A 25,640-nucleotide genomic window follows, 5' to 3' on the forward strand; every position below is an offset into this window, starting at 1 on the left:
TTGAACGACGTCAAGACATTGAGCTAAATCAACAAGGCTTCTGTGAGTGCGTCCAGCTATCACCAGGCGGTCATTAGTTGACAAAAATCATAGCCCCACGGCGATAACGCCAGATACTGTTCATCACAGCCTGACACTTCCCTGCCGCGATGAACTGAGGGGAAAACCATGGATAAGCGTTTATCCGTCGGGTAAAGCGTTACCTGGTTTGAGGAAATGACGATGCGAATGACATTTCTCGGTGCGGCGGGCACGGTGACCGGCAGCAAGTACCTGCTGGAACATCACGACCACCATGTGTTGATCGATTGCGGTTTATTCCAAGGCTATAAGCAACTGCGTCTGCACAACTGGGATCGCTTCCAGGTACCGGTTCGCGATCTTGACGCTATCGTGCTGACCCATGCCCATCTGGATCACAGTGGCTATTTACCAGTGTTGGTGCGCAACGGTTATCGCGGACCGGTGTATGCCACGCCCGCGACCTGTGAATTGGTGAAAATCCTGCTGCGTGACAGTGGCCGCTTGCAGGAAGAAGAGGCCGAATTCGCCAACCGTCATGGCTTCTCCAAACACACCCCGGCGCTGCCGCTGTATACCGAGCAAGACGCCGAGCAGGCGCTGAAACTGTTGCGGCCGGTGGAGTTGCACCACCGGGTCGATATTGTGCCGGGGATGAGCATCCTGTTGCGCTGCGCCGGACATATATTGGGCGCCGCCACGGTGGAAGTGGTGGCTGATGGCATGACGCTGGTGTGTTCCGGGGACCTGGGGCGGCCGAACGATCCATTGATGTTCGCCCCGGAAATCATCGAGCAGACCGATTACCTGTTGGTGGAGTCGACCTACGGCGACCGACAGCACCCTGTTGAGTCCCCGGAGGAGCAACTGGCGCAGGTCATCACCCGCACCGCTTTGCGCCACGGCATCACGCTGGTGCCATCGTTTGCGGTCGGGCGTGCGCAATTGCTGATGTATTACCTGTACAGGCTGGTCCAGAAGCGGGCGATCCCGGACCTGCCGATCTACCTCAACAGCCCCATGGCCACCGACGTCACGCGCCTGTACCAGCGTTTTCGCAGCGAACACCGGTTGTCACCGCAGGAGTGCGAAGGCATGTGCCACGTCGCGCATTTCGTGCGCTCGACCCGCGACTCTATCGAACTGGACCAGCAACGCACCCCGGCGGTGATCATCGCCGCCAGCGGCATGGCCACCGGTGGGCGCGTCCTTCATCACCTCAAGGCACTGGCACCCAACCCGTTGAATACGCTGCTGGTGCCGGGCTTCCAGGCGGGCGGTACCCGCGGTGCGCAGATCGTCGCCGGAGCTCCATCGGTGCGTATCCATGGCAAGGATGTGCCGATTCGGGCCGAGGTGGTACCGATGGAAACCCTGTCGGCGCATGCCGATGCGGATGAAATCATGCAGTGGTTGCGCGGGTTCAAACGGCCGCCGAAACATACTTATGTAGTGCATGGGGAACCGAATGCCTCGGATGTACTGCGTCGGCGTATCAGTCTGGAACTGGGCTGGTCGGTTTCGGTGCCGGAGTACCGCGACAGTGTTGAGTTAACCCCTGTTGATCAGCCCTTAAGCTCATCACTCTGACAATAAATTCCCCCAACCGGTTTTCCGGCAAGGGGCAGGGGACTAGATGAGCATTACAGTTGAGTTTGGCAGCCATAGCATTGACGCTGAACCACTGGCGACCGAGCGCTGTCGCAACGTTGTGTCTTGGCTGTTTCGCGAAATAGCCCGCTACAGATCCTCTGGTGAAACCACCCATACACTGCACGGCATTTTGTACAGCAGATGCTCCACCGTGCTGCCCACCAATCGGCCCATGCCACGATGGCCGACCCGGCCCATGACAATCACATCGACGTTGTAGGCATCGGCGTAATGGCTAAGAACCTTGGTCGGGTTGCCCATGATCATGTGCTGTTGCTCCGGCGCAATACCGTTGCGCTCGGCCAGTTCGCGGAAGGCATCGGCCTGTGCGTCGAACAGTGTCTTGGCTTTGCCTGGAGAGAAAAACGTCGAGGCGTTGTCGAAATCGAACTCGTCCGCGCTGATCGATGACAGGTCATGGGCATAGATAACGTCGAGCTCGGCGTTACAGGTACTCGCCAGTTTTGACGCCTCGCGCAGAATCCTGTCGTTGAAATCCTTGTACTGAGTATCGCTATGGAAGGGGTCGACCGCGGCGACGATCTTGCGCGGCAAAGCGTGCTGCACATGGCTGACAAAATGCAGCGGCACCGGGCATTCGCGCAGCAGATGAATATCCAGGGGCGTGAACATGATCCGTGACAGCAGCGACTCGTATTCCAGAGCCTTGATCAGGACTGCCATCGGCTGTTCTTTGAGGTGAACGAGGATTTCCTGCAACGGCCTTTCTACCCAAACCACCTCAGTGGTGACGGGCACACCGATTTTACGCAAGGGACGGGCCTGTTCTTCGAGCCATTGGCGATGGCGCTCGACATACCCGAGCCGCATCTGCTCCAGCGCTTGTTCGTTGACCAGGCTGGCCGTTGCCAAACCCTCCAGGTAATCGAAGGCGACGATGTGCAGGGCAGCGCCCGAGGCTTTGGCCAACGCGGCTGCGCGGTCGAATGCGGGGCTGTTTTCCATGAGGGGCGAGACGACCAGCATGAAGCGTAATTGCTCAGACATGACAAAACTCCCGGCAAAAATTGCAGAAACACCTGTACTCCATGGCACCCATGCGTTTGGGCGCGGAGGCCGTGTTTTTATCCTGCCACTGACCGGAGGAGTGGGATTGATCTTTATCAACCCGACGAGAGATGCAGCATGCGGCCCGATCCATATAGCTGACAAAGATCAAATCCCCCGGCTCTGGAGCGATCACTCTGTGGTTCTACCCACTGCATCGAGATGGCCGTGAGCCGAGGTGCCCCATGTCGCAGATACAGCGTTTACTGTTGATCGCTCCTTCAGCCATGACCCGTACCCCCGAAGACCACCGCACCGATGTCATTGTGATGGGAACGGTGCAACACACGGGGTTGAACAAGTTATTGGGGGCCACTGCCGAACAGCTCTTGCATCGAGCGCCTTGCAGTGTGCTGGCGATCAAACCCGGCAGGATGTTGTAAGGAGAGTAGGGGTGAGAATTCAACGTCTGCTATTGATTGCCCCGACCGAAATGGTCCATACACCGGCTTTCGATCGGGCGCGAGCCCTGGCCTGTGCAACCGGTGCAATGTTGCACATTGTCGCTTTCGATCATGTTCAGGCACTGGCGGTGGCCGGCCTGTTTGATCACGACGCGATGGCCCAGGCGCGGGAAGGTTATTTGCAGGTGCATCGTCACTGGCTTGAGCAGCAAGCCCGGTTTCAACGATGCGAAGGGTTGCAGGTGACCACTGAAGTGGTCTGGGCCAGACCGAGCCTGGCGCACCTGCTTGAGTACGTGAATGACTTCCATGCGGACCTGGTGATCAAGGACACACACCGCGTGTCGGCATTCGACCGCGCCTTCCACCGACCTCTGGACTGGCAGTTGCTGCGCGACTGTCCGGCCCCTTTGCACCTGGTCATCGATGCCGTACACCCAAACCCATTGAACATACTCGCCACCATCGACCTGTCCCATCTGGAGGCGCTGACCCAAGGGCTGAATGACCGGATTCTCGACCTCGCCTCGACGCTGGCTGAGTCGTGTGGCGCCACTTTGCACCTGCTCAACGTCGACGGCTGGTCGGAGTTGGGAGAGTCTGAGGTAAACGTGCCGACAGCGACACTGGATGGCAGTTTGAGAGACGCAATCAGCGATGCTCAGCTGGAGGCCTTTGAGGTGCTTGCCGAACGCTATGGTATCGAAAAACAGCAGCAACATTTACTGCCTGGCATCCCCACTGAGGTGATCACACATTTCGCACAACAACATGCTTTCGACATGGTGGTATTGGGGACAACCTATCATCGCGGGATCGATATTTTCATCGGCAGTACGGCCGAAAGCGTATTGAACCGGGCACCTTGCAGTCTGACGATCATCAAGCCATTGCCCCAGGTCGACTGACAGGTCCTGCCAGTCTCTTTCACGAACAAAAAAAGCCCCTCGCCGGTTTCCCGATAAGGGGCTTTCTGTCGCGTGAAGGGGCGATTCAGCTGGATTTGATTTGCACCTTTTTGTCCGCGTTCATGGCTTCAGGCTTCTTCGGCAGCGAAATACTCAGCACGCCTTTGCTGAAACTTGCTTCGATCTTGTCGGCATCGACGCCTTTGGGCAGGCTGAACGCCCGCTGGAAGGAGCCATAGTGACGCTCTGACAAGTGATAGCCCTTCCTTTTTTCTTCCTTGTCCTCTTTCTTTTCACCCTTGATGATCAGATTGCCGTTGGACAATTTGATGTCGATATTTTCCTGATCCATGCCTGGCAGTTCGGCGGTGATTTCGAAGCTTTCCTCCTTCTCGGTAATGTCTACCGCCGGCAGGCTGCGACCGATAAATTCCCGACTCCAGAAGGGTTCGACATCGAACAGCCCACGCCGGAAAGGCGTCAGCGCCGAGCCACGATTGAAGTCTTCGAACAGGTGATCGACCTGCTGGCGCAGTTTTTCCAGGGGCCGCCAAGGATCTGTTGCCATCGGTTGCTGATCGGTTTTTTCGTCGTCGGTGTGCACCGGCATTTTCTTCTCGAAATTGGCCATTTTTCATTCCTCCTTTCCAGTACGTCGGTGGGCCGGGAACATCTCGGAGGCCGGTCCACCACAACAGATTCAGGCCTTACCTTAAAAGGTTAGTATTCCTGTGGCTCAGGGGCCGACCAACAGTCGGTTTCTAGCCACGCCCCGTCTATTTCGAGAACTTGCGTGCACCAACCACGCAAAGGATTACCGTAACGGTCACACCCAACATGCCAAGGCTGACTTGCTCATGCAGCAACGTGGCCGCCAACGCCAGGCCAAAAAATGGCTGTAGCAGCTGCAGCTGACCGACGGCGGCAATCCCGCCCTGGGCCAGCCCGCGGTACCAGAACACGAAACCGAGAAACATGCTGAACAGCGAGACGTAAGCCAGGCTGAACCACGCGGGAAGGGTGATGACCGAGAGCGTAGGGGGGGCCAGGAACCAGGTCAGCGGGATCATGACGGGCAACGACAGCACCAAGGCCCAGGAAATCACCTGCCAGCCGCCGAGTGTTCTTGAAAGCTTTGCGCCTTCCGCATAGCCCAGTCCGCAGGCGAGGATCGCCAGCAACATCAGAACGTCCCCGGCAGCAGAGGCGGTCAGACCCTGAGAGACGGCAAACCCCACCACCAGCAGGCTTCCCAGCACCGAGAAAAGCCAGAAAACCGGCCGGGGACGTTCGCCACCGCGCCAGACCCCGAAGGCTGCGGTGGCAAGTGGCAACAGGCCAACGAAGACGATGGAGTGCGCAGACGTTACATATTGCAGGGCCAGCGCAGTCAGTAATGGAAACCCCAATACAACGCCCAGCGCCACGATTGCCAGGGAGAAAAGCTGACTTTTGGCCGGCCGTTTTTCGTTGAAAAGCAGCAGCATGCACAGCGCCAGAATGGCTGCGATGCTGGCCCGCGCAACCGTCAAAAAGACCGGGTCAAACTCCAGAACGGCCACCCGTGTCGCCGGCAGCGAGCCACTGAAGATGAGCACGCCGATGAACCCGTTGAGCCAGCCGCTCGCGGTCTTTTCCGTGGTGTGGTGTTGCAGATTCGATGTGCGTTCCATTGAGGATTCCCTTTATGCAGGTTGCATGGGAGGCATCGTATGGACGAAACTCAATACAATCAAAATATTGTCATGGATACACTTGCGCATGCCTCGTTCTCGCTACAAATCACTGGTGGATGCGTTTGCGGCGGATATCCGTTCCGGACGATTGTTGCCGGGCACGCGTTTGCCGACGCACCGTCAGTTGGCGGCAACCAAAGGGCTGGCTCTGGTGACCGCAACCCGGGTTTATGCGGAGCTTGAAGCCATGGGCCTGGTCAGCGGGGAAGCGGGGCGGGGGACGTTCGTCCGGGAAACTTCGTGGTCGCCTAACCAGGCAATCGACCAGCATGCCGTTGCCGCTGGCATGACCGACCTGAACTTCAACTATCCAGCGCTTCCCGGGCAGGCAGAACTGTTGCGCAATGCCCTGCGCCAGCTCGCAGCGGCCGGCGATCTGGAATCGCTGCTGCGCTACCAGCCACACGCCGGGCGCCCGCATGAACGCGCCTCTGTGGCACGCCATCTGCGCGTCCGGGGCCTGACGGTTGAGGCGGAGCAGGTGCTGATCGTCAACGGTGCCCAGCAGGGGCTGGCCGTGACGATGATGGCGCTGCTGCAACCCGGTGATGTGATTGCGGCGGACGCGTTGACCTATTCAGGATTCAAGGCCCTGGCCGACTCACTGCACCTTGAAATCGTGCCCATTCCGGTGCTCGATCAAGGGCCTGATCTGCAGGCGCTGGAAAGCCTGTGCCGGCATAGACGCGTGCGGGCCGTGTACACGATGCCGACCCTGCACAATCCGTTGGGATGGGTGATGAGTACCGATCAACGCGAGTACCTGGTGACGATTGCGCGCCGGCATGGACTGCTGATCATCGAAGACGCCGCTTACGCGTTCCTGGCGGAGAATCCCCCCGCACCGCTGGCGGTACTCGCCCCCGAGAGGACGGTTTACGTGTCAGGGCTCTCCAAGAGTGTGGCTACCGGATTGCGCGTCGGCTTCGTCGTCGCCCCCCTCCAAAATGTGCCCGCGCTGGAGCGCACGATCAAAGCGACCACCTGGAATACCCCAGGCGTGATGACGGCGATCGCCACGACATGGCTCGACGACGGCACCGTCCTGCAACTGGAAGCTGAAAAGCGCCGGGACGCGCAAGCGAGGCAAGTCGTGGCCGGCGAGGTACTGGCGGGACTGCACTGCATTCGCCATCCATCGTCGTATTTTCTTTGGCTGCCATTGTCGGAAGACGCCAGGGCCGACCAGATCGCCATGGCGTTGATGCGCGAAAACGTGTCGGTTTCCACCGCCGAACCGTTTGCCACCTCTGCCAACGTCCCGCATGCATTTCGCCTGGCGTTGGGCTCCGTGGAGATGGGCGCACTGAAGGAGGCGCTGGAAAAAGTGAAGTGGATGGTTGGGGCTTATTCGTAGCCAGCCCCTACAGACCGCATTTAACCCAGCACCTGGCGTAATCATCGATTATTTGCTTAAGTCCAGCTATTGCAGCCATACGGGTGCGGTACTTCAATTCCTGAAGGGCGCTTCAACCGGAGAATCCCATGTTCCCCCGATTCCCGCGTTTCGCCGCATTACTCGCCATCCTCACGGTCGGCACCTTTTCCTGCGCCCAGGCCGTCGAATACACCCAGGTGAACACCACCGCCAGCAAGATCTCGTTCACCTATAACCAGTTCGGCTCCCGGGCGTACGGCACATTCGGCAAGTTCGACGCCACGCTCGATTTCGACACGCAAAACCCCGAAGCGGCGCACGCCAAGTTGACCATCGACCTTGCCAGCATCGACGCCGGGGGCAGCGATGCCAACAGCGAACTGCAAAAGCCTGCCTGGTTCAACACGGCGGATTATCCGGTGGCGACCTTTGAATCGACCGCGGTGAAAGCACTGGGCGATCACCGTTACTTGATTACCGGCAACCTCACGCTCAGGGGCATGACGCGCGAGTTGCAGGTGAAGGTGCAGTTGAAGCCGGAACATGCCATCGGGATCTTCGATGGTGACATCGTTGTTAAACGCAGCGACTTCAAGATCGGGGAAGGGGAGTGGGCGGGTAATGTTGTCTCCAATGACATCAATATCCGCTTTCGCATCGTCGCGCCCGAGCAGTGATTTTCCTGTGAGGGGCTCGATCTGTGACAATAGCGGGGCTGATGCTCAGCAAGCCTTAACCCGGAGTCAGAAACGCAATGCCCCAGCTCACCCACTTCGCCACCTCGTGCCCGGAGCCCATCAACAGCCAGATCCTGCAGATGGTCGTCGATAATCTGACCGACATCAGCATGGTGGGCATCGCGCCGAGCAACCCGTTGTACAACGTGTATCAATACACAGTGGGCTATGAGGTTCATCTCTACCTCGAAGCGCTCGGCGGCGCCAAAGGCATTGCTGTCGAACTGATCGTCGCAATGGACGATGAAGACCCTGAAAAGCTCATCGGCTTTCTGCTGTATCTGCCGGTCAAGGACGATCCCGAGGCGTGCGGCGTGGCATATATGGCGGTGCAGGCCAGCCATCGGCGTCGCGGCGTCGCGCGGGCGATGCTGCAAGACATGCTCGGTCGTTACCCGCATGCCGAACTGACCTGCACCGTCGCCAAAGTGCCCTGGTTCGAATCGATGGGCTTTCAAGTGCTGGGCGTGCGCGGCACTCAAGTGCTGATGAACACCCGTGATCACGGCACCGAAGGCTTGATGGGCTTGCTGGATGTCACTTCGATCTACAGTTCTTTGGAGGTGCGGCAGATACATACGTATCTGCTGCAGAAACACGGCAAGCGGGCGATGATCGATGCAGAGAAGCAACGTGACCGTCATCTCGACCAAATGACGCGTACCGCCAAGGCGTTTGTGCTGAATCGTTTGGGCGAAACCGCAGTGCGCGGGCCTCGTCCCGTCTAGACTGTTGAGTCCTTTCGGGCGCGCAGGCTGGCCGAGGCGTGATATTCTGTCGCACTAACTTGGTTTGACTTATTCAGTTCGCATGTCCACAGACGTGCAGACAGAATCAATGTCGCTCAAAGTAGCTGAGCCAATAACGATAAAAATCAGTGCACGAGGGACATATAACTGAGGTCGATGGAGTCACGTCGGCCTTGTGTGCCCACCTTCAAATCCTTGTGAGTGCATAAACCCCGGCACGCTGCCTGCGTACCCGTGAACAGGGTTGCTCATGATCGAGGATTGAAAGCGGAAGACGTTTATCATAGGTGCTACAGATGTTTAAGAAACTGAACACGGCCCTGCTGGGGCTGGCTTTGTCGATGGGGATCACGTCCGCCTACGCGGAAGAGACAAAGAAAGTCGATGTGCTGCTCATTGGCGGCGGCATCATGAGTGCAACCCTGGGTGTGTGGCTCAATGAGCTGGAACCCGGTCTGTCGATGGAAATGGTCGAGCGCCTCGACGGCGTCGCCCAGGAAAGCTCCAACGGCTGGAACAACGCCGGTACCGGTCACTCCGCCCTGGCCGAGTTGAACTACACCCCGGAAGACGATAAGGGCAACGTCCAGATCGCAAAAGCCGTTGAAATCAACGAAGCCTTCCAGATCTCCCGTCAGTTCTGGGCCTGGCAAGTTCAGCAAGGCGTGCTGAAAAACCCGCGTTCGTTCATCAACTCCACTCCGCACATGAGCTTCGTGTGGGGCGATGACAACATCAAGTTCCTGAAAAAGCGCTACGAAGCCCTGCAAGCGAGCCCGCTGTTCGCCGGCATGCAGTACTCCGAAGACCCGGCTGTGATCAAGAAGTGGGTTCCGCTGATGATGGAAGGGCGTGACCCGAACCAGAAAGTCGCGGCCACCTGGAGCCCGATCGGCACCGACATGAACTTTGGCGAGATCACCCGCCAGTTCGTCGCGCACCTGCAAACCACGCCGAAGTTCGACTTGAAACTGTCTAGCGAAGTGCAAGACATCACCAAGAACGAAGACGGCAGCTGGCGCGTCAGCTACAAAAACCTGAAAGACGGCACCAAAACCGAAACCGACGCCAAATTCGTCTTCATCGGTGCGGGCGGCGGTGCACTGCACCTGCTGCAGAAGTCCGGCATTCCTGAAGCCAAGGAATACGCAGGCTTCCCGGTCGGCGGCTCGTTCCTCGTGACCGAAAACCCGACCCTGGCCGAACAACACCTGGCCAAGGCCTATGGCAAAGCCTCCGTTGGCGCACCGCCAATGTCGGTTCCGCACCTGGACACCCGTGTTCTGGACGGCAAGCGCGTCATCCTGTTTGGCCCATTCGCGACCTTCAGCACCAAGTTCCTGAAAGAAGGTTCGTACCTGGACCTGCTGACCACCACGACCACGCACAACGTGTGGCCAATGACCAAGGTCGGCATCAAGGAATACCCGCTGGTCGAGTACCTTGCAGGCCAACTGATGCTGTCTGACGAAGACCGCCTCAACGCCCTGAAAGAATACTTCCCGAACGCGAAAGCCGAAGACTGGCGTCTGTGGCAAGCCGGCCAACGCGTGCAAATCATCAAGCGTGATGAAGCCGCTGGTGGCGTGCTGAAACTGGGCACCGAGATTGTTGCTTCTGCTGACGGCACTATTGCTGGTCTGCTGGGCGCATCGCCAGGCGCTTCGACTGCTGCGCCGATCATGCTGACCGTGCTGCAGAAAGTGTTCAAGGACAAGGTTGCGACCCCAGCCTGGCAGGAAAAACTGCATCAGATCGTGCCTAGCTATGGCACTCAACTGAACAGCAATCCTGCGAAAGTGGCTGAAGAGTGGGCTTATACCGCTAAGGTACTTGAGCTGACTCCGCCGCCGGTGATTGGTCAGGTGGCGGCTCCGGCTACTGCTCCGGCCGCTCCGGCTAAGGCGCCGAAGGCTAATGCTGCGACGGATATGGCTTTGTAAGTAGAAGCGTAATCGGAAAGCCCACTGGATCGGTGACGGTCAGTGGGCTTTTTTGTGGGCGGAGTTCAATTTCTGAGATTCGCGAAAATTGCAGATGCCGACCCCATGGTAGATGCTATGTTATGGGCTTGCCGCGCCGACACGGTGCGTATCGTTTTCCAACTGCAACAATAAATAAAGTCCAAGGGCTCGGATAACTTTCGGCAAGTGATAATTATAGGGAAATAGATCAATGCCTGATGCGGTTTTTGTCAGTAGGACCATTTTGTTTGGAGATTGTGATCCCGCTGGAGTGGTTTACACTCCACGATTTTCATATTTTGCAACAGAGGCTATATATGTAGCACTTGATAAGTGGCTAGGAGCGCCCGGGCTTAGAACCCTGATGGGGTTTGATATATTGCCACCAGTACGCGCCATGTCATTTGAGTTGCTGGCTCCTGTAACGTGGGACGATGAATTGAATATTAAGGTTGGTGTGGCAAAGTTAGGCGTTCACTCGTTCACCTTTTTGATTGAGGGGTTTCTCAGTAACGGAACATTATCTTTTGTCGCGAATATCACTCATGTGTGTGTCTCGCCAGAAACCAAAGAGATTGTCGACATTCCAGCACCGCTGAGAGCGCTTCTTTCATGACTCGCCGGAAATAGCCCCTGCAAAAATTGATCTCAGCGGTTTGCTTCTAGTGCCTCAAACAATTCTTCTTGAGCAAAAGGGGATGGATTCTGAGGAATCCCCGATTTTCTTACAGTAAATCAAGAAGTCAGGAATTGAAGAGGCCTGCATGGGTCGGCAGCTTGTATTGCACCACACAAAAACAAGACCCCGATCCCATGCGGGCTATCCGATTCTTACTTGACGCGCTCGCCCAAGCACACTCGTCATCGTGTCATTCGAAACAACTGAATTCCGCGTCTAGTCCTGAAACAGGTGTAAACCTTATTCAGGACGCGACAAGGCCTTGTCAAAAGCCCACTGAACCGGTGACGGTCAGTGGGCTTTTTTGTGTCTGGAATTCGATCTTGCAGATTACGAAATGCTAAGGCTGACGATTTTTTTGTGGCGAGGGGGCTTGTCGGAACGCCGCATCGCCCCGCGGGGCTGCGAAGCAGTCGCAGAAAAGTAAACGATCATTCAACGTCGTACATCAATTCCAAGCTTTTTATCCATTCATCTGTAGCGTTGAATCTTGCGTAATAAATTTCCCTTTCTGCTCCGCTTAAATTAGTAAAAAACGGGGAGAAGTAATTGTCGTTGTAATAGCCCTGGGCGCCTTGCATATCGTCTGACCACCACGAAGGGTTGTACCCCTCAAACGCTATCCAGGGTGGCGGAACAGCCAGTCTTTCGCTCTGAATGATGCTCAGAAACTCAACGCTGTTCGTAACCATCCGAATCGTTGCGGAATTAAATTCCCCGTCGGATCTGAAATAGATCAGGTGCTGGTTCTCTCGGATGTCGAAATAGCGTTTTACGGGAAGATCGTTGAATGGTTTTTCAGTTTTGAACCTGAAATTCGATCCGACGAGTACCGAAAATTTATGAACGTCTTCATCGCCGATTAAAAAAGCAGAGTAATAGGCCGAGACACCGAAATCCTCCAAAGACGCCACTTGCGGATAGTCGGTCAGAGGCCGAGTGAGGCGTGATAAATGCTCAGTAAAAACTGACTTCAACTCTGGTATGGAATAGCCGGCGACTTGCTCTTGCGCACCGCGCCTGATGAGGGTTTTGACGCGACGGAAAATGCTCATTCCCAATCCTCAATCCTGAGATCACCAATCAATTCTGTTCGTTTTTGAGCGCTGACAGATACGCGTGCTGCTCTGCAATCCACGCCTCCGGGTAGGGTTCCGAGTCCTCAGGAAACTCAGTTCGATACGTTCCGAAATCCAGAAAGTCGTAGTAAATCTGCATCGCTTCAATGTGGGATCTCGCCCAGAAAACCCATACACATTCACTGCCGGGCTCGTTCAGGTTTCTGGCGGCATCACCGGTAGGGCCCAGGGAGATGCAGGAGGGAAGCAGTTGGCCGTCTTCGTCAGGGGAACGCCAGATTTCGTGGTAGTAACTGTTGGGCATTAGGAGTGCTGTATCGATCAGGATGGGCGATTTATGGCATGCATAGCGTTTAATCTCAAGTATCCGGTATCTACCTTGCGAGATAACGTGGAAAAGCTCGATTTCTTCGGTTCTTTCTTTAAGAGATATTGATCTGTAAACGGTTCTACAAATTTTTCCTTGCTCGACATTGCTTTATCAGAAATGGGTGTCTATTGTTCAATAAGAAGTTTTCAAAAAAATTAACTTTTTTAGTGTCTCTAATATTTGTTAGACATGGCTGGAGGGGGTTTAGTGAAGGTTGATATAGTGTAGGTTCACAATCATGGCGACTCTAAAGAGGAATATGTCCTGTTGAAGGTTAAAGAGGATTGTGATATTGGTCGCTATCAGTTGTGTGATTCCACTTATACCGCTGATGGAGCAGTATCGAATAAGTTACGCCATACGTATTGGTTTCCAGATAAGGAGATGAAGAAAGGAGATCTAATATCTGTGTGGACTAAAGACGGAACTAATGTAACCAAAAAAAATGCCTCTGGAACCCCAGTCCATAGATTTTATTGGGGGTTGGCGAAGGCGATTTGGAATAACGATGGGGACTGCGCTGTGTTGCAGCACGTTGCTACTTGGCAGCTTTTTAAAGCCAAAGGGTGACTCCCAAAGGCACAATCGCGTAAGGGAAAGTGCTAAAGGGGATAGTCTGTTTCTTAAATATGAAAATAAAACAGTCCCCTTTTTTTGGGTCAAACGTCTGTATTGGCCGCTTTCTGCCCTGCGTGAAGTGCAGCAACAGATCATGCTTAGATGTTGGGGTGGTAAAAAATGATACTGGTTGCGACGGCCGTTGCAGCAGGAACTTCAGGGTATTGACCAGGTCAATAGCGGCCCTGTATCGGAAATGCCGAGCAGCGCTGTGGTCTGTTTTACGGCAGTGCCGTCCGAGTCCAGTCGAGTCCGCTCCCTGATGCCAACCAAGAGTTTTCTGCCGGGCCTCATCCTGGTGTTCTGCGCCGTCGCGTCGTTTTGTTCTGTCGCTGCCGAGCGAAGAGCACCCGCGCAAAGCAACAGCGCGTCAACCACCCTGATCGAAACAGCCTCGCGACAGTATGAAAATGGCCAACTGGAGCAGGCCGCCGCCACGCTGGAGCGTGCTCTGCATATCCAGCCGAACAATCCCGCGACTCTGCATTACCTTGGTGTACTGCGTCTTCAGCAGGGGCAATACCAGCAGGCTGAAACCTTGGCGGTGCGCTCGAACATGCGGGTTGGTCGCAACGTCGAGTTGCGCAACCGCAACTTCCAATTGATCCAGGCGGCGCAGCAGGCCCAATCTTCGGGTACCCCACCCAATGCCAAAGAGGGCCTGGTTACAGTACAGAAGGGGCTGGAAGAGGAGATCCAAAGACGCCACGAAGTGGAAATGGCGGTTGTTGAGCAATCCACTCCGGACACTGGGCGCGACGCTGATAACTTCGCCAGCGCAGAGACAGATCGGGTTTCGGATGCACCGACGGCTGGCAGAGCCGAGCCCGAAGGAAAATTGCAAATGGGTAATGTCGAGCCAGAGCGGGCGTACGCTGAGGTTGAAATTCCCCGCGGCCATATGCCGCCTCCGGGTAAATGCCGAGTTTGGTTTCCTGATCGTCCGCCGGGGCATCAGCCTGCACCCGGCAAATGCAAGAAGCTGCGACATCGGGTTCCCTCAGGAGCCTACCTGGTGCGCGGTTGAGTTTCTGAATGTCCACAGCCGATTACAGCCATTGGTGACGGGTAGCAATCGACCCCAAAGCAGGCAATCAGAAAATCTGCTTCGCCAGTATCGCCATAAAAACTCGAATGAAAGACTGGCGATTGCCCCTTAACCCCGAATGCTGGAATGGCCCGGTTAAAAAGTGATCGATTCGATCGGGTCTTTTCGCCGAAAGCTGCCGATCATCCCGGGCAGCTTCCGGACCCATTGCGGACTCTGAAGAGCGTGGCCCAGGTTTGATGCGTGCGGCAGTTCTCATACCACGAGTTTACAAACTGTCTTCTTTGTAGATAGATGACTGAAGAAACTCTGCTATCAGCGATGTAATCTGCTGTTGAATCACCCCACGCGGGCGAGCGCTGTCGCCATCCCGGCAAATGATGCCATCACCTGGTACTTCTTCTTCGAGCATTACCTGCGCGCCAGGTTTGCACACTGACAAGAAGCTGAAATGGCTGGCGTCGCTGATTTCGACGTAACGGCTTGACGCCGCAGGCAGGCGTTTGGCCAGGTTGGCAGACTCCAACTCAGCGGGAAGCTCGCGCGACGGTACGCCGGCAGCGATCACCAGCGCTGGTACCGGCAGCGCGGCCAGGCTTTCATCGGTCAGGCCCCGTGAAAGGCCCAGGTCCAATGTAACCACAGCAGTGACGCGTTTATCGCGCCAATTGGCGGCCAACGCGGCCTTTGATTCTGAGGTGCTTGCGGGGTTTATCTTTTCAAAGACGGTGCAACTTGATAACTGCGGGTGGGCTTTGCAGTCATGGGCGAAGCGGTCTGGATCGAAACGAGCACCGGCGATCTCCAGGGCGGTCCAGCCGCCGAGTGAATGGCCCACTACTGCAATTCGGTCATTGGCGACCAAGCCGAATTTTTCAGGTTGAGTCGTGACCCTATCAATGGCTCGGCGCAAATCAATTGGCCGCTGCCATAACTGTGCCGCTGCTTGGGGGCTACGGTCGTGGGTCGTGGTGCCAGGGTGATTGATTGCGGCGACGATGTAACCCCGATGGGCCAGGGCACTGGCAAGCCAGATCTGGTTGCTCCAGTTCCCCCTGTATCCGTGGGAGAGCACCAGCAATGGATGCTTGCCCGCAGCTGGCGGCGCGTTACGAACGGCAGAAGCACCGACAAACACCGCATCATCGCCAATCAATTGCGTGGCTGCGGTAGTTGCACTGGGGTACCAGACGACCATCTCCAGTGAGCGGTCATTGTGCGAGTCCGGCAGTGTGGAAGATTGGAAGCCGACAGGGTTCTCGTCAGCGAGTGCGAGAGTAGTCAGCCAAGTCAATAACAGGGCGCCGAAAGCTATTTTCAATGTTGTTTCTTCCTTGAATGGACAAGTGCATAGCAACCTGAACCCGCATCCACCTTCGTACGGAGTCGACGCTAATGTGGCTGCCTATAAGCACGGACATTAAAGCCCACATTCGAACCGCCGCGCATAACGTTCATCGTTAACTCTGTTCGCGGTTTTTAGCGAGAAGGCTGAACGTCCGCTTTTTGGTTGGCTATTTAAGCAGCGGCACCCTAGAACTTTTCCTTATTTATCTGTCTATGTGGATAGGCACATCCGCTCGGTAAGCGCGAACTCGCAGGCTTCCCGCAGCCAGATGGCCACACACCCAATTGTCTATCAGAGGTTGTCTTCGCTCATGAAATTTCATGACCTACGGATGGTGCTCTTCGGCCTGTTCGCGTTCGCGGCAGTGGGCTCGGCATCAGCAACACAGATGAAGACCTCAACCCCTGTTTTCGCAACTGAAGTCACAGCCGTTCAGGCTCCTGTCCAAGCCGCCGGCAACCCTTGGCCGACCTTGGCCAGTATGGCCGGCAAGCCGTCAGGGACGTTGCTTGCCCATGACGACCGATACTGGCATGACCACCGTCGGTACGATCGTAGAGACCATTGGCGCCGAGACGACTGGCGTAGAGATAACTGGCGTAGAGAGCAAGCCCGCCGAGAAGCTGAACGCCATCGTGATTGGGAGCGCCGCCAAGATCGGGCCATGCGGTACCGCTACGAAGACGATCACCGCTACTATCGTCGCTAGTGCGACGCCACGGGATCAATCCGCCTGCAACACGTCCTTCGGATGACAGTCACTGCTGAGCATTCACGGCTTTGTTCGAACGAAAGACCACCCAGCTCGCCGCCACAAGCACCCACGCAGCAATACCGCCATACAGCATCACCCAGCCAAACCCATGCGCCAACGCTGCGTTGGCGACATCGAGCGTAATCGTAGCGCCCTGGCCGGTCTGCCCCAACACCGCGGAGTTACCGGCTGAAATATTCTCCGCCAGCAACCTCAATTGCACTTCATCGGGCGAGCCCGATAACTGGTTACGCAGGGAAGACAGGATGCCTTCCACCAAGATGAATCCCATCAGCGCGATATTGATCGCAAGGCTGATCATACGAGCGCTGATATCGATGCCCGATGCCATGCCGGCACGCTCACTGGGCACCGACCCGGTGGTGGTATTGGTCACAGGCGTGTTGGTCAGTCCCAGTCCGATCCCGGCGATCAGGCAGCCTGGAAGCATCGTCAGCCAGCTGGCATGCGTGACACTGCTGCCCCATTTCATCAGCAGGAACCCCAGACCTATGGTGAACAAACCCGCGGGAATCACCACGTCAGGTCGATAGCGCAGCGCCAGCCGTTCGCCTAACGGGGGGACTATCAGTGTCGGCAGCGTATAAGCGAGTAGTGCCAGACCGGTGCCGATACCGGCGTAGCCCAGACTATTTTGAAAGTACAGAGGCAGGTAAATCATGAAGGGCCAGAAGCTGAAGTTCATGCCTGCCGACCCGAGCAAAGCACCCGAGAAGCGGCGGATACGGAACACCGAGAAGTCGAACATGGGATCGGCATAGCGTCGCTGGGCGACGACAAAGACGATGAAGCTGAGCATTGCCACAATCAGGCTGGTGATGGCCGAACCGCTGGAGAAACCCACTCCCGCTCCTTGAGTGATGAACCAGGAAAGACCCAACACTGCCAGCGATAGCGAAATAATGCCCAACACATCCAGCCTGCGACGCTGCGGGTCGCGTGATTCATCGACACCGGCGATCACCAGCACCAGCGCGAGCACGGCAATGGGCGCATGCACCAGGAACACCCATTCCCAACTCGACAGCGCCACGATAGCTGCACCGATAATCGGGCCGAACCCCAGACCGATGCCGAACACGATCCCCCAGGCACTGAACGCTTTGCCGCGCGCAGCTCCCGACTGGAATCGGTGAGACAGCACTGCCACCTGACAGATCAGCATGGCACCACCGGACATGCCTTGCAGAAATCGGCTTGCAATCAATCCGCTGGCGCTTTGCGCCCATCCACAGGCCAGTGAGGTAATGCCGAAAAGCACCAGGCTAATGACAAATACTCGCTTGCGCCCATACCGATCCGCCAGTGTGCCAGTGGCCATCAGCACCATGGTGCAGGCGATGGTGTAGGCATTCATGATCCACTGCATATCGTTGAAATCGCTGTGCAGAACCGATTCAAGCGTGGGCAGGATGGCCGGCACGCTCGAGATTTCCAGGCCGAACATCAGCGAGGCCAAACAAACGGCGGCTATTGTGAAAACATCTTTTTGCGAAGAAGAGAACGGCATCGTGATCTTCCAGATCAAGTTGATGGGCACTGGCAAGGCCGCCCCAAGGGGAGTTGGTGCGATCGCCTGACCAGCGTCACCAGACATAACTCCAAGTGACCGGCCGCATTCTGGAAGTAATTAAAAAATGACAGAAATGATTTAATTTCGTAAGTTTTATTAATATTCATCATGAGTGGGCTAAATGGACTTCGACCCAGCGCTGTTGCGTGCTTTTGTCGCGATCAAGGAGACCGGTAGTTTCACTCGTGCCGCAGAGCGGCTGCACTTGAGCCAGTCAGCGATCAGTCATCAGGTCCGGCGTTTGGAAGAACAGGCCGGTACCTCGCTACTGGTGCGCACCACCCGACGTTTGACGCTGACAGAAGATGGCGAAGATTTTCTGCGCCATGCCGAACACGTCCTCAGAGCGCAAGACGCTCTCTCCCGGCGTTTCGAAGCGTCATCGGTATCCGGTGCCGTGCGCTTCGGTGTGCCGGAAAACTTTATCGGCGATGGCCTGCCGCCGTTACTGACTCGGTTCGCCAGACAATTTCCCGCCGTACGTCTGGATGTAACCGTCGGCACCTACCTCGACCTGCGCGCGCTGGTCGATGCCGATGGACTCGATCTGGCCGTGGTCATGGCATTGCCGGGCAGTCAGTGCGGCGGCACCGTGCTGCGCGAAACCCGGTTTGTCTGGGCCGCGGCGCAGGGTTTCGACTTTACCGGCGATTGCCCTTTGCCGCTGGCGTTTGCACCAGCGCCTTGCGTACACCGCCAGGTGGCCGTAGAGGCGTTGGCGAGTTCCACCGTGAATTGGCGGGTCGCCTTTACCTCTCCCAGTCAACAAGGATTGCGTGCGGCGGTATTGGCGGGACTTGCCGTCACCGCGCTACCGCTGGGAGATCTAGAACCCGGCATGGTGGTGATTGACGGTCAACATGGCCTGCCACCGCTGCTGGAGGCTGATTTCAGACTGATATGGAGTGTCACAGGAAAGACGCCGGCGGCCCATGCATTTGGTCAACTGCTGGCGGAGATGTCTGAGTCGCCATCGATGTAGAACAAATTGATCAGAGCGTCCATCGGCACCGGACCTTCTCACGCTGATTGTCTGCGCCAAGTGCCAGGTGATGTGCCGAACTGGCGTTTGAATGCGCGACTGAACGCGGCTTCGGATTCATAGCCAACTGCAAAGCCAATTTGCGCCACATTACCGCGACCTTCGCGCAGCTGTTGAGCCGCCACGTGCATACGCCAGAGCGTCAGGTATTGCATCGGTGGCTGTCCGACCAATGCCGTGAATCGTTCCGCGAATACCGAGCGTGACATGCCCACTGCAAGAGCCAGGGCTTCTGCAGTCCAGCCCTCGGTTGGACGAGCATGGAGCAGCGCCAGTGCGCGCCCGATATGCGGATCTCGCAAACCCGCCAGCCACCCGCGCCGCTCAGCGGGGAGGCTCGCGACATACTGGCTGACGGCTTCGACGAATAGCAATTCGGAGAGCTTGGCGATGACCGTTGTCGAGCCGAGGCGCCCCGCCGCAATCTCACTGACAGCGAAACGGAATGAGCTTTCAATCCAGGCTCCCGAAGCCGTCGCGCGCAAGTCTAATTTCAATAAGGAGGGCAGCGACGAAAGCAACGGATTGAAGGGGGTTTCAGAACCGAGGAATCCGCACAAAAGCTGCGTGACTTCGCCGCCCCCGCCGTACTTGATTCGTGAAATAGCGCCGACTTCTGGCGGCTGAATAACTTCGCCCGCCGGCATGGGCGCAATGCTTAGATCGCTGCCAAAAGAATGAGCGTCATTGTGAGGAAGCAGAACGAGTTCGCCTGCCCGCACGTCAATGGCGTCACCACCGTCGACTTGTAATTGCATATGCCCTGCGGCGACAAAATGCGAAGCAATGATATGTCGAGGTGCCTCCAGGAACGGTTTGCAATCGTCCGCAGAGATTCTTCCCTTGATGCACCAGGGCGCAGTGAATTCCGACTCGAGGAAGACCCCTCCAGACAGCCGAATCACACGCAATACATCAGAAAACGCATCCAACAATTGCCAGCCCTCCGTTCCGGAGTCCGGAGCATGTAATCAGGCGGACTGGTCATTCATCGCCTGAACTGCGAGGCCTAGATTAGCACCAACGCGGACTCAGTGATCGAGACTATCCCCAGATGCTTCACCGCTGGTCATGGGCTCCGACGTTAACCGTAATTGCCCCATTCCAACTCGACCAGGCTAGCAGGAGATCTATATGAACACCGTTGCTACCATGCCCAGCTCAGATTCGGACAACGCCGACCGTTATGCTCAACTTGTCAGATCATCGAAGAAAGCGGAATGGCAGATCGATCGTGATTTGCTACAGGACCGGAGTTTCGACTTCTCGCGCAAATTCTTGCCCGACGGACTGTCGCGGATCGACCGCCTGACCTTTCTCGCCGCGGATGAGGCGCGCCTGCTCAGTCAGATTCAGGGCCGAACCTATGCGTATATCTTTGGCTTGGTCGAGCGTTTTATCAGCGCCAAAATGCTCGATCAAGGTCGAGCCCATGTCTTTGACGATCAACTCGCACTCGAAGCACTGGTGCGCTTTTCTAACGACGAGATCAAGCACCAGGAGCTGTTCCGGCGCATGGAGACGATGATGAGTTCGCAATTGCCAGCGGGATATCGTCAAGTTGCCGATCCAAACGATGTGGCGCGCTCGGTACTTGCGGCCAGCACTTGGTCGGTGTTGGCGCTGACCTGTCATATCGAGCTGTTTGTTCAGGCGCACTACGTGCAAAGCATCGCCCCGCGTGAGGAGTTGTGCCCGCTATTCAAGGATGTTTTCAAATTTCACTGGAAGGATGAAAGCCGGCACGTCGTACTCGATGAACTGGAGTGGAAGGCGGAGCACGCGAAACTCTCACCAACCGAGCGCGACCAGGCAGTGAACGATCTGATTGCGCTGGTGGCGGCCGTCGACGGAATACTGCAGGCACAATCGGCAGCCGATGCCGACTACTTTATTCGCATTGTTTCACGATCATTCAGTGTCGATGAGACAGCGCAAATCAACGCCTGCGTGCTGAGCGCCTACCGCTGGCAATACATAATCTCGGGCGTGCAGCATCCACACTTTGGCCGGTTGCTTACACACATGACAACACCCGCACAGATGTCCACGATTCAGACCGCACTGGCGCCAATCATGAGCAATTGATCGACTGCGGCGGCCGACCGTACGTCGGCCGCGCGGCTGTGGAATGACGTGCTGAAATGATTTATCGAGGCTGGCAGCCATGACAATACCGATGTGGATGTTGCTTGGATTTGCGACCTGGACTTTGCTGCTGTTGATGGCAACCGTCGGGGTGTATCGCTGGGTTAGAATCTTGTTCTCGAATGTTCCGATTGCCTCTTTCCGATGCGATCAGCTCGAAGGCGAGGATTGGTATCGGCGTGGGATAAGAGCACACGCGAACTGTGTGGAAAATCTGCCTGTCTTTGGCGCCATCGTGTTGGTGATTTCAACCCTTGGTGTCGACGACCCAGCAGTGAGCTACTTGTCCGTAATCGTCCTGATTGCCCGCGTGTGCCAGTCACTGGTTCACGTATCCCATGTGCAAACCAATACGTTCGTGGCGGTTCGATTTACCTTCTTTTTCGTTCAGTTGGTCTGTTTTCTCGCGCTCATTTTTATAGCCGCTTGTTACGGCGTATGAATACACAAACATAGGGATGAATCCAGGCTTGCTCCTGCAGGACAGAAGCTACCTGTCGCGTCCAGGCTCAAACCATTTTGCACGTCAACCAGGCACTCCAGAACAGGCTGCTGAAGAAACGGGTAGCGTCCCCGAATCCGGCGTCGTGTAACAGTTTTTGAACCGCTGCCTCAGAATGTGGAGGGTCAGCGCCTTGGAGGATTTTCCCCAGCTTGACCTTCACTTCATCCGGACTGGCTCCATGCTGCCGCCACCGTTGCCCCCAAGCAGCAAGCAATAGCGGTTGGCTGGCATAAGCGTACTGATTCCCCGCGACAATCAGCGGCGCGCCCGGCTTTAGATGAGCCTGAATGGATCGTAAAATTTGTCGTTTGGCATCATTTCCATCGAGATGATGCAGTACACCGATCAAGGTAGCTGCGTCATATGATTGGTCTGCTGCCAGGTCTTCAACATGCCCAAGATGCATGTCCGTTCTTTCACGCAAGTTGTTTGCCTCTAACTGCTGCTTCGCTGCCTCCAGCATTGGCTCGGATGGATCAACGGCAGTGAAGCGCCAACTAGGCACCAGCGTTGCCATCGCAATAATTTCCTGCGCCGTGCCGCCAGCGCCAACTACCAGTATCTTCGCCGAATTTGTATTGCTGAGGCTTGCCGCCAGCATGCACGCAACAAGATCGTGGCAGGCGTCATATCCTGCTAATGCGATACGGCTCTGTCGTCCGTATTCATTGGCCCGTGTGGTATCAAATTTTTCAGCTGAGTTGAGAGGTGCTGATTTCAAGGCGGTTCTCGATGTCCTTGAATCAAGTTATGTCATATACAGCGATAATAAAAATTCATAAATTTTATTAACTGCATTCCTGTGCGGAATACCACTCCCAATCGCAGTTTGCCTTGAAGAAGTCATCTATGGGTCGATTTGCAGCCCTTCGCGACAGGCAGCAATCGGCCAAAAGTGCCCGGTAGTCGTTGTCTTTCGCTTGTCGCCAGCGTTTGGCTAAGCTGAATAAATCGGGAGCGAACCGAAAACTGAGTGATAGCGATGATCAGCGGATCTGGATTGGCATCAAGACGGTACTCCCAAAGGAGACGACTATGTATGCGGTTATAAGAACCTACTTGGGTGCTGGAGCAAAGCAGCTTTTCGAGCTTTTAGAACAGCGCAACGCTGATGTCGAAGCTACCCTGCGGACAGTGCCTGGCCTCGTAAGCTACACACTGCTGAATACGGGTGATGGCGGTACTGCGGTGACTGTTTGCACGGACAAGGCCGGAACTGATGCGAGCTTGAAAGTCGCGCGCGACTGGATTCAGAAAAATGCTTCGAATATCCAGGTGAACCCGCCGATCGTAACGGAAGGCCCGGTCATTGTGCAGATCAAATAGCGCACTCTTGCGATTGATCGCGTTAGTCAATGTCATGGCCAGCGAGCTGGCGTTCAGTCTCACCGGCCCGCAATGCAGCATGGCGCGAGCCATCCGGCAGATGATTTCCCTGGCGGAGCTGTCGGTGAATCGGGTGTTGGTTCAGATCGATCCGCAGGAGTAGGTGAGGGCGTTGTCTCAACGCGTCACGCAGTGAAAAGCCCACTGAACCGGTGACGGTCAGTGGGCTTTTTTGTGTTCGGTGTCTCGTCCTGAAACAGGTGTAAACCGTGCTGTAAACCGTAACCGTCCGGCCAAGTCATCTACCCAGCCCCGCAAAGCCAAGACATGGTGTGCACTTAAATTTAAGTGGGCACCAGTTCTAGCCTTTTAAGCGGGTATTTCATGCAGCCAACACGCCGTTCCTATTCCAAATCCTTCAAGGCCCAGGTCATTCAAGAGTGTGCCCAGCCCGGCGCTTCGATTGCCAGCGTCGCACTCAGCCATAGCCTCAACGCAAACCTCGTCCACAAATGGATTCGGCTGCAAACGCAGAAAAGCACGGCGCCGCAACCTGCGTTTATTCCGTTACCCATGCCGCTGGCCGGAGTAAACTCGCAAGCTGCATCGTCGAATATTTGCGTTGAGATCCAGCACCCGTATGGCACCGTCAAAGTGAACTGGCCAACTGAAAATGCTGCTGCCTGTGCAACCTTTCTTCGAGACTTACTGCGATGATCCGCATCGACTCCATCTGGCTCGCCACCGAACCAATGGACATGCGCGCCGGTACCGAAACTGCGTTAGCCAGAGTGATCGCGGTGTTCGGTGCGGCGAAGCCGCACTGTGCTTATCTGTTCGCCAACCGCCGCGCCAATCGCATGAAAGTGCTGGCGCATGACGGCTTCGGAATATGGCTGGCGGCGCGCCGGTTGAACCAAGGCAAGTTCCACTGGCCTGGCATTCGCCATGGTTCTGAGATGGAACTGGATACCGAGCAACTTCAGGCACTGGTGCTGGGTCTGCCATGGCAACGCACAGGTTCTGGAGGCTCGATCACACTGCTTTAACGGCTGCCATTAGCCTATCGGTCTATCGTCGCGAATTGCCTGCTCTGGCAAAATCGGCTCCATGACTTCGCTACCCAATCTCGATCACCTGCCCCCTGAACAACTGCGCGCCTTGGAGGCGCAGTTGATGCAGCGTGTCGAAACGCTCGACCACCAGGTCGACACGCTGGGCAAGACGGTCGAAACGATGGGCAAGAAGATCAACCGCGATCAGACGGTGATCGAGAAGCTGACCCACGAGATCGCCCAGCTCAAGCGTTTGAAGTTTGCCAAGCGCAGCGAGCAGATGAATCCTGAGCAGGCCAGTTTGCTCGATGACCTGATCGATACCGATATCGCAGCGATTGAAGCAGAGCTTCAGGCCTTGCAAACAGTGCCAGCGACGACCGAGAAAAAGCAAAAGCCCAAACGCACTGCATTACCGGCTGAGTTTCCACGCACACTGATCCATCACGAACCGGACAACACTCACTGCCCATGCGGCTGCGCACTGAAACGCATCGGTGAATATGTCAGTGAGAAGCTGGATTACACACCGGGCGTGTTCACCGTAGAGCGTCATGTCCGTGGCAAATGGGTCTGCGATGACTGCGAAACGCTCATCCAGGCACCGGTTCCGGCTCAAGTAATAGATAAGGGCATCCCGACTGCGGGCCTACTTGCCCACGTCATAATCGCCAAGTTTGCTGACCATCTGCCGCTTTACCGTCAGGAATCGATCTTCGGTCGAGCGGGCCTGGCGATTCCACGTTCAACCTTGGCTCAATGGGTTGGCATGACGGGCGTGCAGTTGCAACCTCTGGTCGATGCGCTGCGCGACGTAATGCTTGGGCAGCAGGTTATCCACGCCGATGAAACACCCGTGCAAATGCTCATGCCGGGAACGAAGAAGACTCACCGTTCCTATGTTTGGGCCTACGCCACCAGCCAGTTCTGCGAAACAGCAGCTGTCGTTTATGACTTCAGCCCGAGCCGCGCCGGAGAGCATGCTCGCAACTTCCTGCATGACTGGAAAGGCAAGTTGGTCTGCGATGATTTTGGCGGTTACAAAGCCAGCTTCGAACTTGGCGTTACCGAAATCGGGTGCATGACCCATGCACGGCGCAAATTCTTCGAGCTGCACGCTACGAATAAAAGCACGCTTGCTGAGCAAGCACTGCGCTATATCCAGTTGTTGTACGAAATCGAGAGCGAAGTCCGCGATCCGGAGCCGGATTTACGGCGCCGAATACGGCAAGAAAGGTTCTTCACGGAATCCCGGGAAACACAGAAACAAGAACGCCGATTTGATTGATGATGTTCGTGCGAGCAAACACATCTAACAAACCGGCGTTTATGCGCGATATTAATACTTTCCTTCCTTTTTAGGAGGGCTTTTCTGTCGTCACGATCAAGCCTGATGGCGACGCGCTTCAGATCGACCTGATTCCCCACGCCACCCGATTCCCTTCCTGTAGCGGCT

General features: G+C 56.0%; 26 protein-coding genes and 1 pseudogene. 19 read left to right on the forward strand and 8 right to left on the reverse strand.

Translation table 11 applies throughout. From position 1 onward, the window contains the following. Window positions 1-222: 222 nt before the first annotated feature. On the forward strand, window positions 223-1,611 hold the full coding sequence (locus CKW20_RS13260; RefSeq protein ID WP_095053291.1) for an MBL fold metallo-hydrolase RNA specificity domain-containing protein: 1,389 nt from the start codon (window positions 223-225) through the stop codon (window positions 1,609-1,611). A gap of 150 nt (window positions 1,612-1,761) precedes the next feature. On the opposite strand, the gene CKW20_RS13265 is transcribed toward CKW20_RS13260, so the two are convergent. Next, window positions 1,762-2,682 (reverse strand): universal stress protein, encoded by a 921-nt coding sequence (locus tag CKW20_RS13265; protein WP_095053292.1) that lies wholly within the window; start codon window positions 2,680-2,682, stop codon window positions 1,762-1,764. A gap of 245 nt (window positions 2,683-2,927) precedes the next feature. Here CKW20_RS13265 and CKW20_RS13270 point away from each other — a divergent pair, with 245 nt between their 5' ends. Further along, window positions 2,928-3,125, forward strand: a complete 198-nt coding sequence (locus tag CKW20_RS13270; RefSeq protein ID WP_371857427.1) for a universal stress protein — start codon at window positions 2,928-2,930, stop codon at window positions 3,123-3,125. A gap of 11 nt (window positions 3,126-3,136) precedes the next feature. Next, a complete protein-coding gene (locus CKW20_RS13275; RefSeq protein WP_095053293.1) occupies window positions 3,137-4,054 on the forward strand; it encodes a universal stress protein in 918 nt (305 codons plus the stop codon). A gap of 85 nt (window positions 4,055-4,139) precedes the next feature. Here the strand turns inward: CKW20_RS13275 and CKW20_RS13280 are convergent, their stop codons facing one another. Both CKW20_RS13280 and CKW20_RS13285 read right to left on the reverse strand, forming a co-directional pair. Further along, the gene (locus tag CKW20_RS13280; protein WP_095053294.1) at window positions 4,140-4,685 is read right to left on the reverse strand and encodes an Hsp20/alpha crystallin family protein; all 546 of its coding nucleotides are present in this window, start codon (window positions 4,683-4,685) and stop codon (window positions 4,140-4,142) included. Window positions 4,686-4,830: 145 nt separating this feature from the next. Then, entirely contained in the window at window positions 4,831-5,727 is an 897-nt protein-coding gene (locus CKW20_RS13285; RefSeq protein ID WP_095053295.1) for a DMT family transporter, read from the reverse strand. Window positions 5,728-5,815: 88 nt separating this feature from the next. On the opposite strand from CKW20_RS13285, the gene CKW20_RS13290 reads away from it, so the two are divergent. The 5 genes from CKW20_RS13290 (at window position 5,816) to CKW20_RS13310 (ending at window position 11,234) form a co-directional block, all read left to right on the forward strand. Then, window positions 5,816-7,147 (forward strand): PLP-dependent aminotransferase family protein, encoded by a 1,332-nt coding sequence (locus CKW20_RS13290; protein ID WP_095053296.1) that lies wholly within the window; start codon window positions 5,816-5,818, stop codon window positions 7,145-7,147. A 128-nt stretch (window positions 7,148-7,275) separates the two neighbouring features. Further along, on the forward strand, window positions 7,276-7,845 hold the full coding sequence (locus tag CKW20_RS13295) for a YceI family protein (protein ID WP_095053297.1): 570 nt from the start codon (window positions 7,276-7,278) through the stop codon (window positions 7,843-7,845). A gap of 77 nt (window positions 7,846-7,922) precedes the next feature. Next, window positions 7,923-8,633, forward strand: a complete 711-nt coding sequence (locus tag CKW20_RS13300) for a GNAT family N-acetyltransferase (protein ID WP_095053298.1) — start codon at window positions 7,923-7,925, stop codon at window positions 8,631-8,633. Window positions 8,634-8,950: 317 nt separating this feature from the next. After that, window positions 8,951-10,597, forward strand: a complete 1,647-nt coding sequence (gene mqo, locus CKW20_RS13305; RefSeq protein WP_095053299.1) for a malate dehydrogenase (quinone) — start codon at window positions 8,951-8,953, stop codon at window positions 10,595-10,597. Between the two features lie 232 nt (window positions 10,598-10,829). Then, window positions 10,830-11,234 (forward strand): thioesterase family protein, encoded by a 405-nt coding sequence (locus CKW20_RS13310; RefSeq protein WP_095053300.1) that lies wholly within the window; start codon window positions 10,830-10,832, stop codon window positions 11,232-11,234. A 494-nt stretch (window positions 11,235-11,728) separates the two neighbouring features. Here the strand turns inward: CKW20_RS13310 and CKW20_RS13315 are convergent, their stop codons facing one another. After that, window positions 11,729-12,352 (reverse strand): hypothetical protein, encoded by a 624-nt coding sequence (locus CKW20_RS13315; RefSeq protein WP_095053301.1) that lies wholly within the window; start codon window positions 12,350-12,352, stop codon window positions 11,729-11,731. Window positions 12,353-13,013: 661 nt separating this feature from the next. On the opposite strand from CKW20_RS13315, the gene CKW20_RS13325 reads away from it, so the two are divergent. Further along, window positions 13,014-13,316: a hypothetical protein gene (locus CKW20_RS13325; RefSeq protein ID WP_218228000.1), complete on the forward strand. Its 303-nt coding sequence runs from the start codon at window positions 13,014-13,016 to the stop codon at window positions 13,314-13,316. Window positions 13,317-13,626: 310 nt separating this feature from the next. Next, window positions 13,627-14,391: a c-type cytochrome biogenesis protein gene (locus CKW20_RS13330; protein ID WP_095053327.1), complete on the forward strand. Its 765-nt coding sequence runs from the start codon at window positions 13,627-13,629 to the stop codon at window positions 14,389-14,391. A gap of 289 nt (window positions 14,392-14,680) precedes the next feature. Here the strand turns inward: CKW20_RS13330 and CKW20_RS13335 are convergent, their stop codons facing one another. After that, window positions 14,681-15,733 (reverse strand): alpha/beta fold hydrolase, encoded by a 1,053-nt coding sequence (locus tag CKW20_RS13335; protein ID WP_095053303.1) that lies wholly within the window; start codon window positions 15,731-15,733, stop codon window positions 14,681-14,683. A 337-nt stretch (window positions 15,734-16,070) separates the two neighbouring features. Between CKW20_RS13335 and CKW20_RS29855 the strand changes: the two genes are divergently transcribed. Next, entirely contained in the window at window positions 16,071-16,469 is a 399-nt protein-coding gene (locus CKW20_RS29855) for a hypothetical protein (protein WP_256585041.1), read from the forward strand. Window positions 16,470-16,518: 49 nt separating this feature from the next. Here CKW20_RS29855 and CKW20_RS13345 read toward each other — a convergent pair whose 3' ends face one another. Then, on the reverse strand, window positions 16,519-18,045 hold the full coding sequence (locus CKW20_RS13345; protein ID WP_095053304.1) for an MFS transporter: 1,527 nt from the start codon (window positions 18,043-18,045) through the stop codon (window positions 16,519-16,521). Window positions 18,046-18,229: 184 nt separating this feature from the next. Here CKW20_RS13345 and CKW20_RS13350 point away from each other — a divergent pair, with 184 nt between their 5' ends. Further along, on the forward strand, window positions 18,230-19,090 hold the full coding sequence (locus tag CKW20_RS13350) for a LysR family transcriptional regulator (RefSeq protein ID WP_095053305.1): 861 nt from the start codon (window positions 18,230-18,232) through the stop codon (window positions 19,088-19,090). Window positions 19,091-19,128: 38 nt separating this feature from the next. Here the strand turns inward: CKW20_RS13350 and CKW20_RS13355 are convergent, their stop codons facing one another. Further along, window positions 19,129-20,085 (reverse strand): AraC family transcriptional regulator, encoded by a 957-nt coding sequence (locus CKW20_RS13355; RefSeq protein WP_095053306.1) that lies wholly within the window; start codon window positions 20,083-20,085, stop codon window positions 19,129-19,131. 199 nt (window positions 20,086-20,284) lie between these two features. On the opposite strand from CKW20_RS13355, the gene CKW20_RS13360 reads away from it, so the two are divergent. After that, on the forward strand, window positions 20,285-21,238 hold the full coding sequence (locus CKW20_RS13360; RefSeq protein WP_095053307.1) for a diiron oxygenase: 954 nt from the start codon (window positions 20,285-20,287) through the stop codon (window positions 21,236-21,238). Between the two features lie 79 nt (window positions 21,239-21,317). After that, window positions 21,318-21,740, forward strand: coding sequence for an MAPEG family protein (locus CKW20_RS13365; RefSeq protein ID WP_095053308.1), 423 nt, complete (start codon window positions 21,318-21,320; stop codon window positions 21,738-21,740). Between the two features lie 67 nt (window positions 21,741-21,807). On the opposite strand, the gene CKW20_RS13370 is transcribed toward CKW20_RS13365, so the two are convergent. Then, complete coding sequence (locus CKW20_RS13370; protein WP_095053309.1) at window positions 21,808-22,524, reverse strand: class I SAM-dependent methyltransferase; 717 nt, start codon at window positions 22,522-22,524, stop codon at window positions 21,808-21,810. A gap of 314 nt (window positions 22,525-22,838) precedes the next feature. Here CKW20_RS13370 and CKW20_RS13375 point away from each other — a divergent pair, with 314 nt between their 5' ends. The 5 genes and pseudogenes from CKW20_RS13375 to CKW20_RS13390 all read left to right on the forward strand — a co-directional run. After that, the gene (locus CKW20_RS13375) at window positions 22,839-23,129 is read left to right on the forward strand and encodes a hypothetical protein (RefSeq protein WP_095053310.1); all 291 of its coding nucleotides are present in this window, start codon (window positions 22,839-22,841) and stop codon (window positions 23,127-23,129) included. Between the two features lie 13 nt (window positions 23,130-23,142). Continuing rightward, on the forward strand, window positions 23,143-23,292 hold the full coding sequence (locus CKW20_RS29565; protein ID WP_176466886.1) for a DUF6124 family protein: 150 nt from the start codon (window positions 23,143-23,145) through the stop codon (window positions 23,290-23,292). Between the two features lie 221 nt (window positions 23,293-23,513). Continuing rightward, window positions 23,514-23,846 (forward strand): transposase, encoded by a 333-nt coding sequence (locus tag CKW20_RS13380; RefSeq protein WP_256585042.1) that lies wholly within the window; start codon window positions 23,514-23,516, stop codon window positions 23,844-23,846. Further along, the gene (tnpB, locus tag CKW20_RS29860) at window positions 23,843-24,178 is read left to right on the forward strand and encodes an IS66 family insertion sequence element accessory protein TnpB (protein ID WP_095053312.1); all 336 of its coding nucleotides are present in this window, start codon (window positions 23,843-23,845) and stop codon (window positions 24,176-24,178) included. The genes CKW20_RS13380 and tnpB overlap by 4 nt, the downstream gene beginning before the upstream one ends. Window positions 24,179-24,239: 61 nt before the next feature. Further along, window positions 24,240-25,421: pseudogene (locus tag CKW20_RS13390) on the forward strand (IS66 family transposase); the annotation flags it as partial. Window positions 25,422-25,640 lie beyond the last annotated feature (219 nt).

The organism is Pseudomonas sp. Irchel s3b2 (assembly GCF_900187445.1).
Taxonomy (GTDB): domain Bacteria; phylum Pseudomonadota; class Gammaproteobacteria; order Pseudomonadales; family Pseudomonadaceae; genus Aquipseudomonas.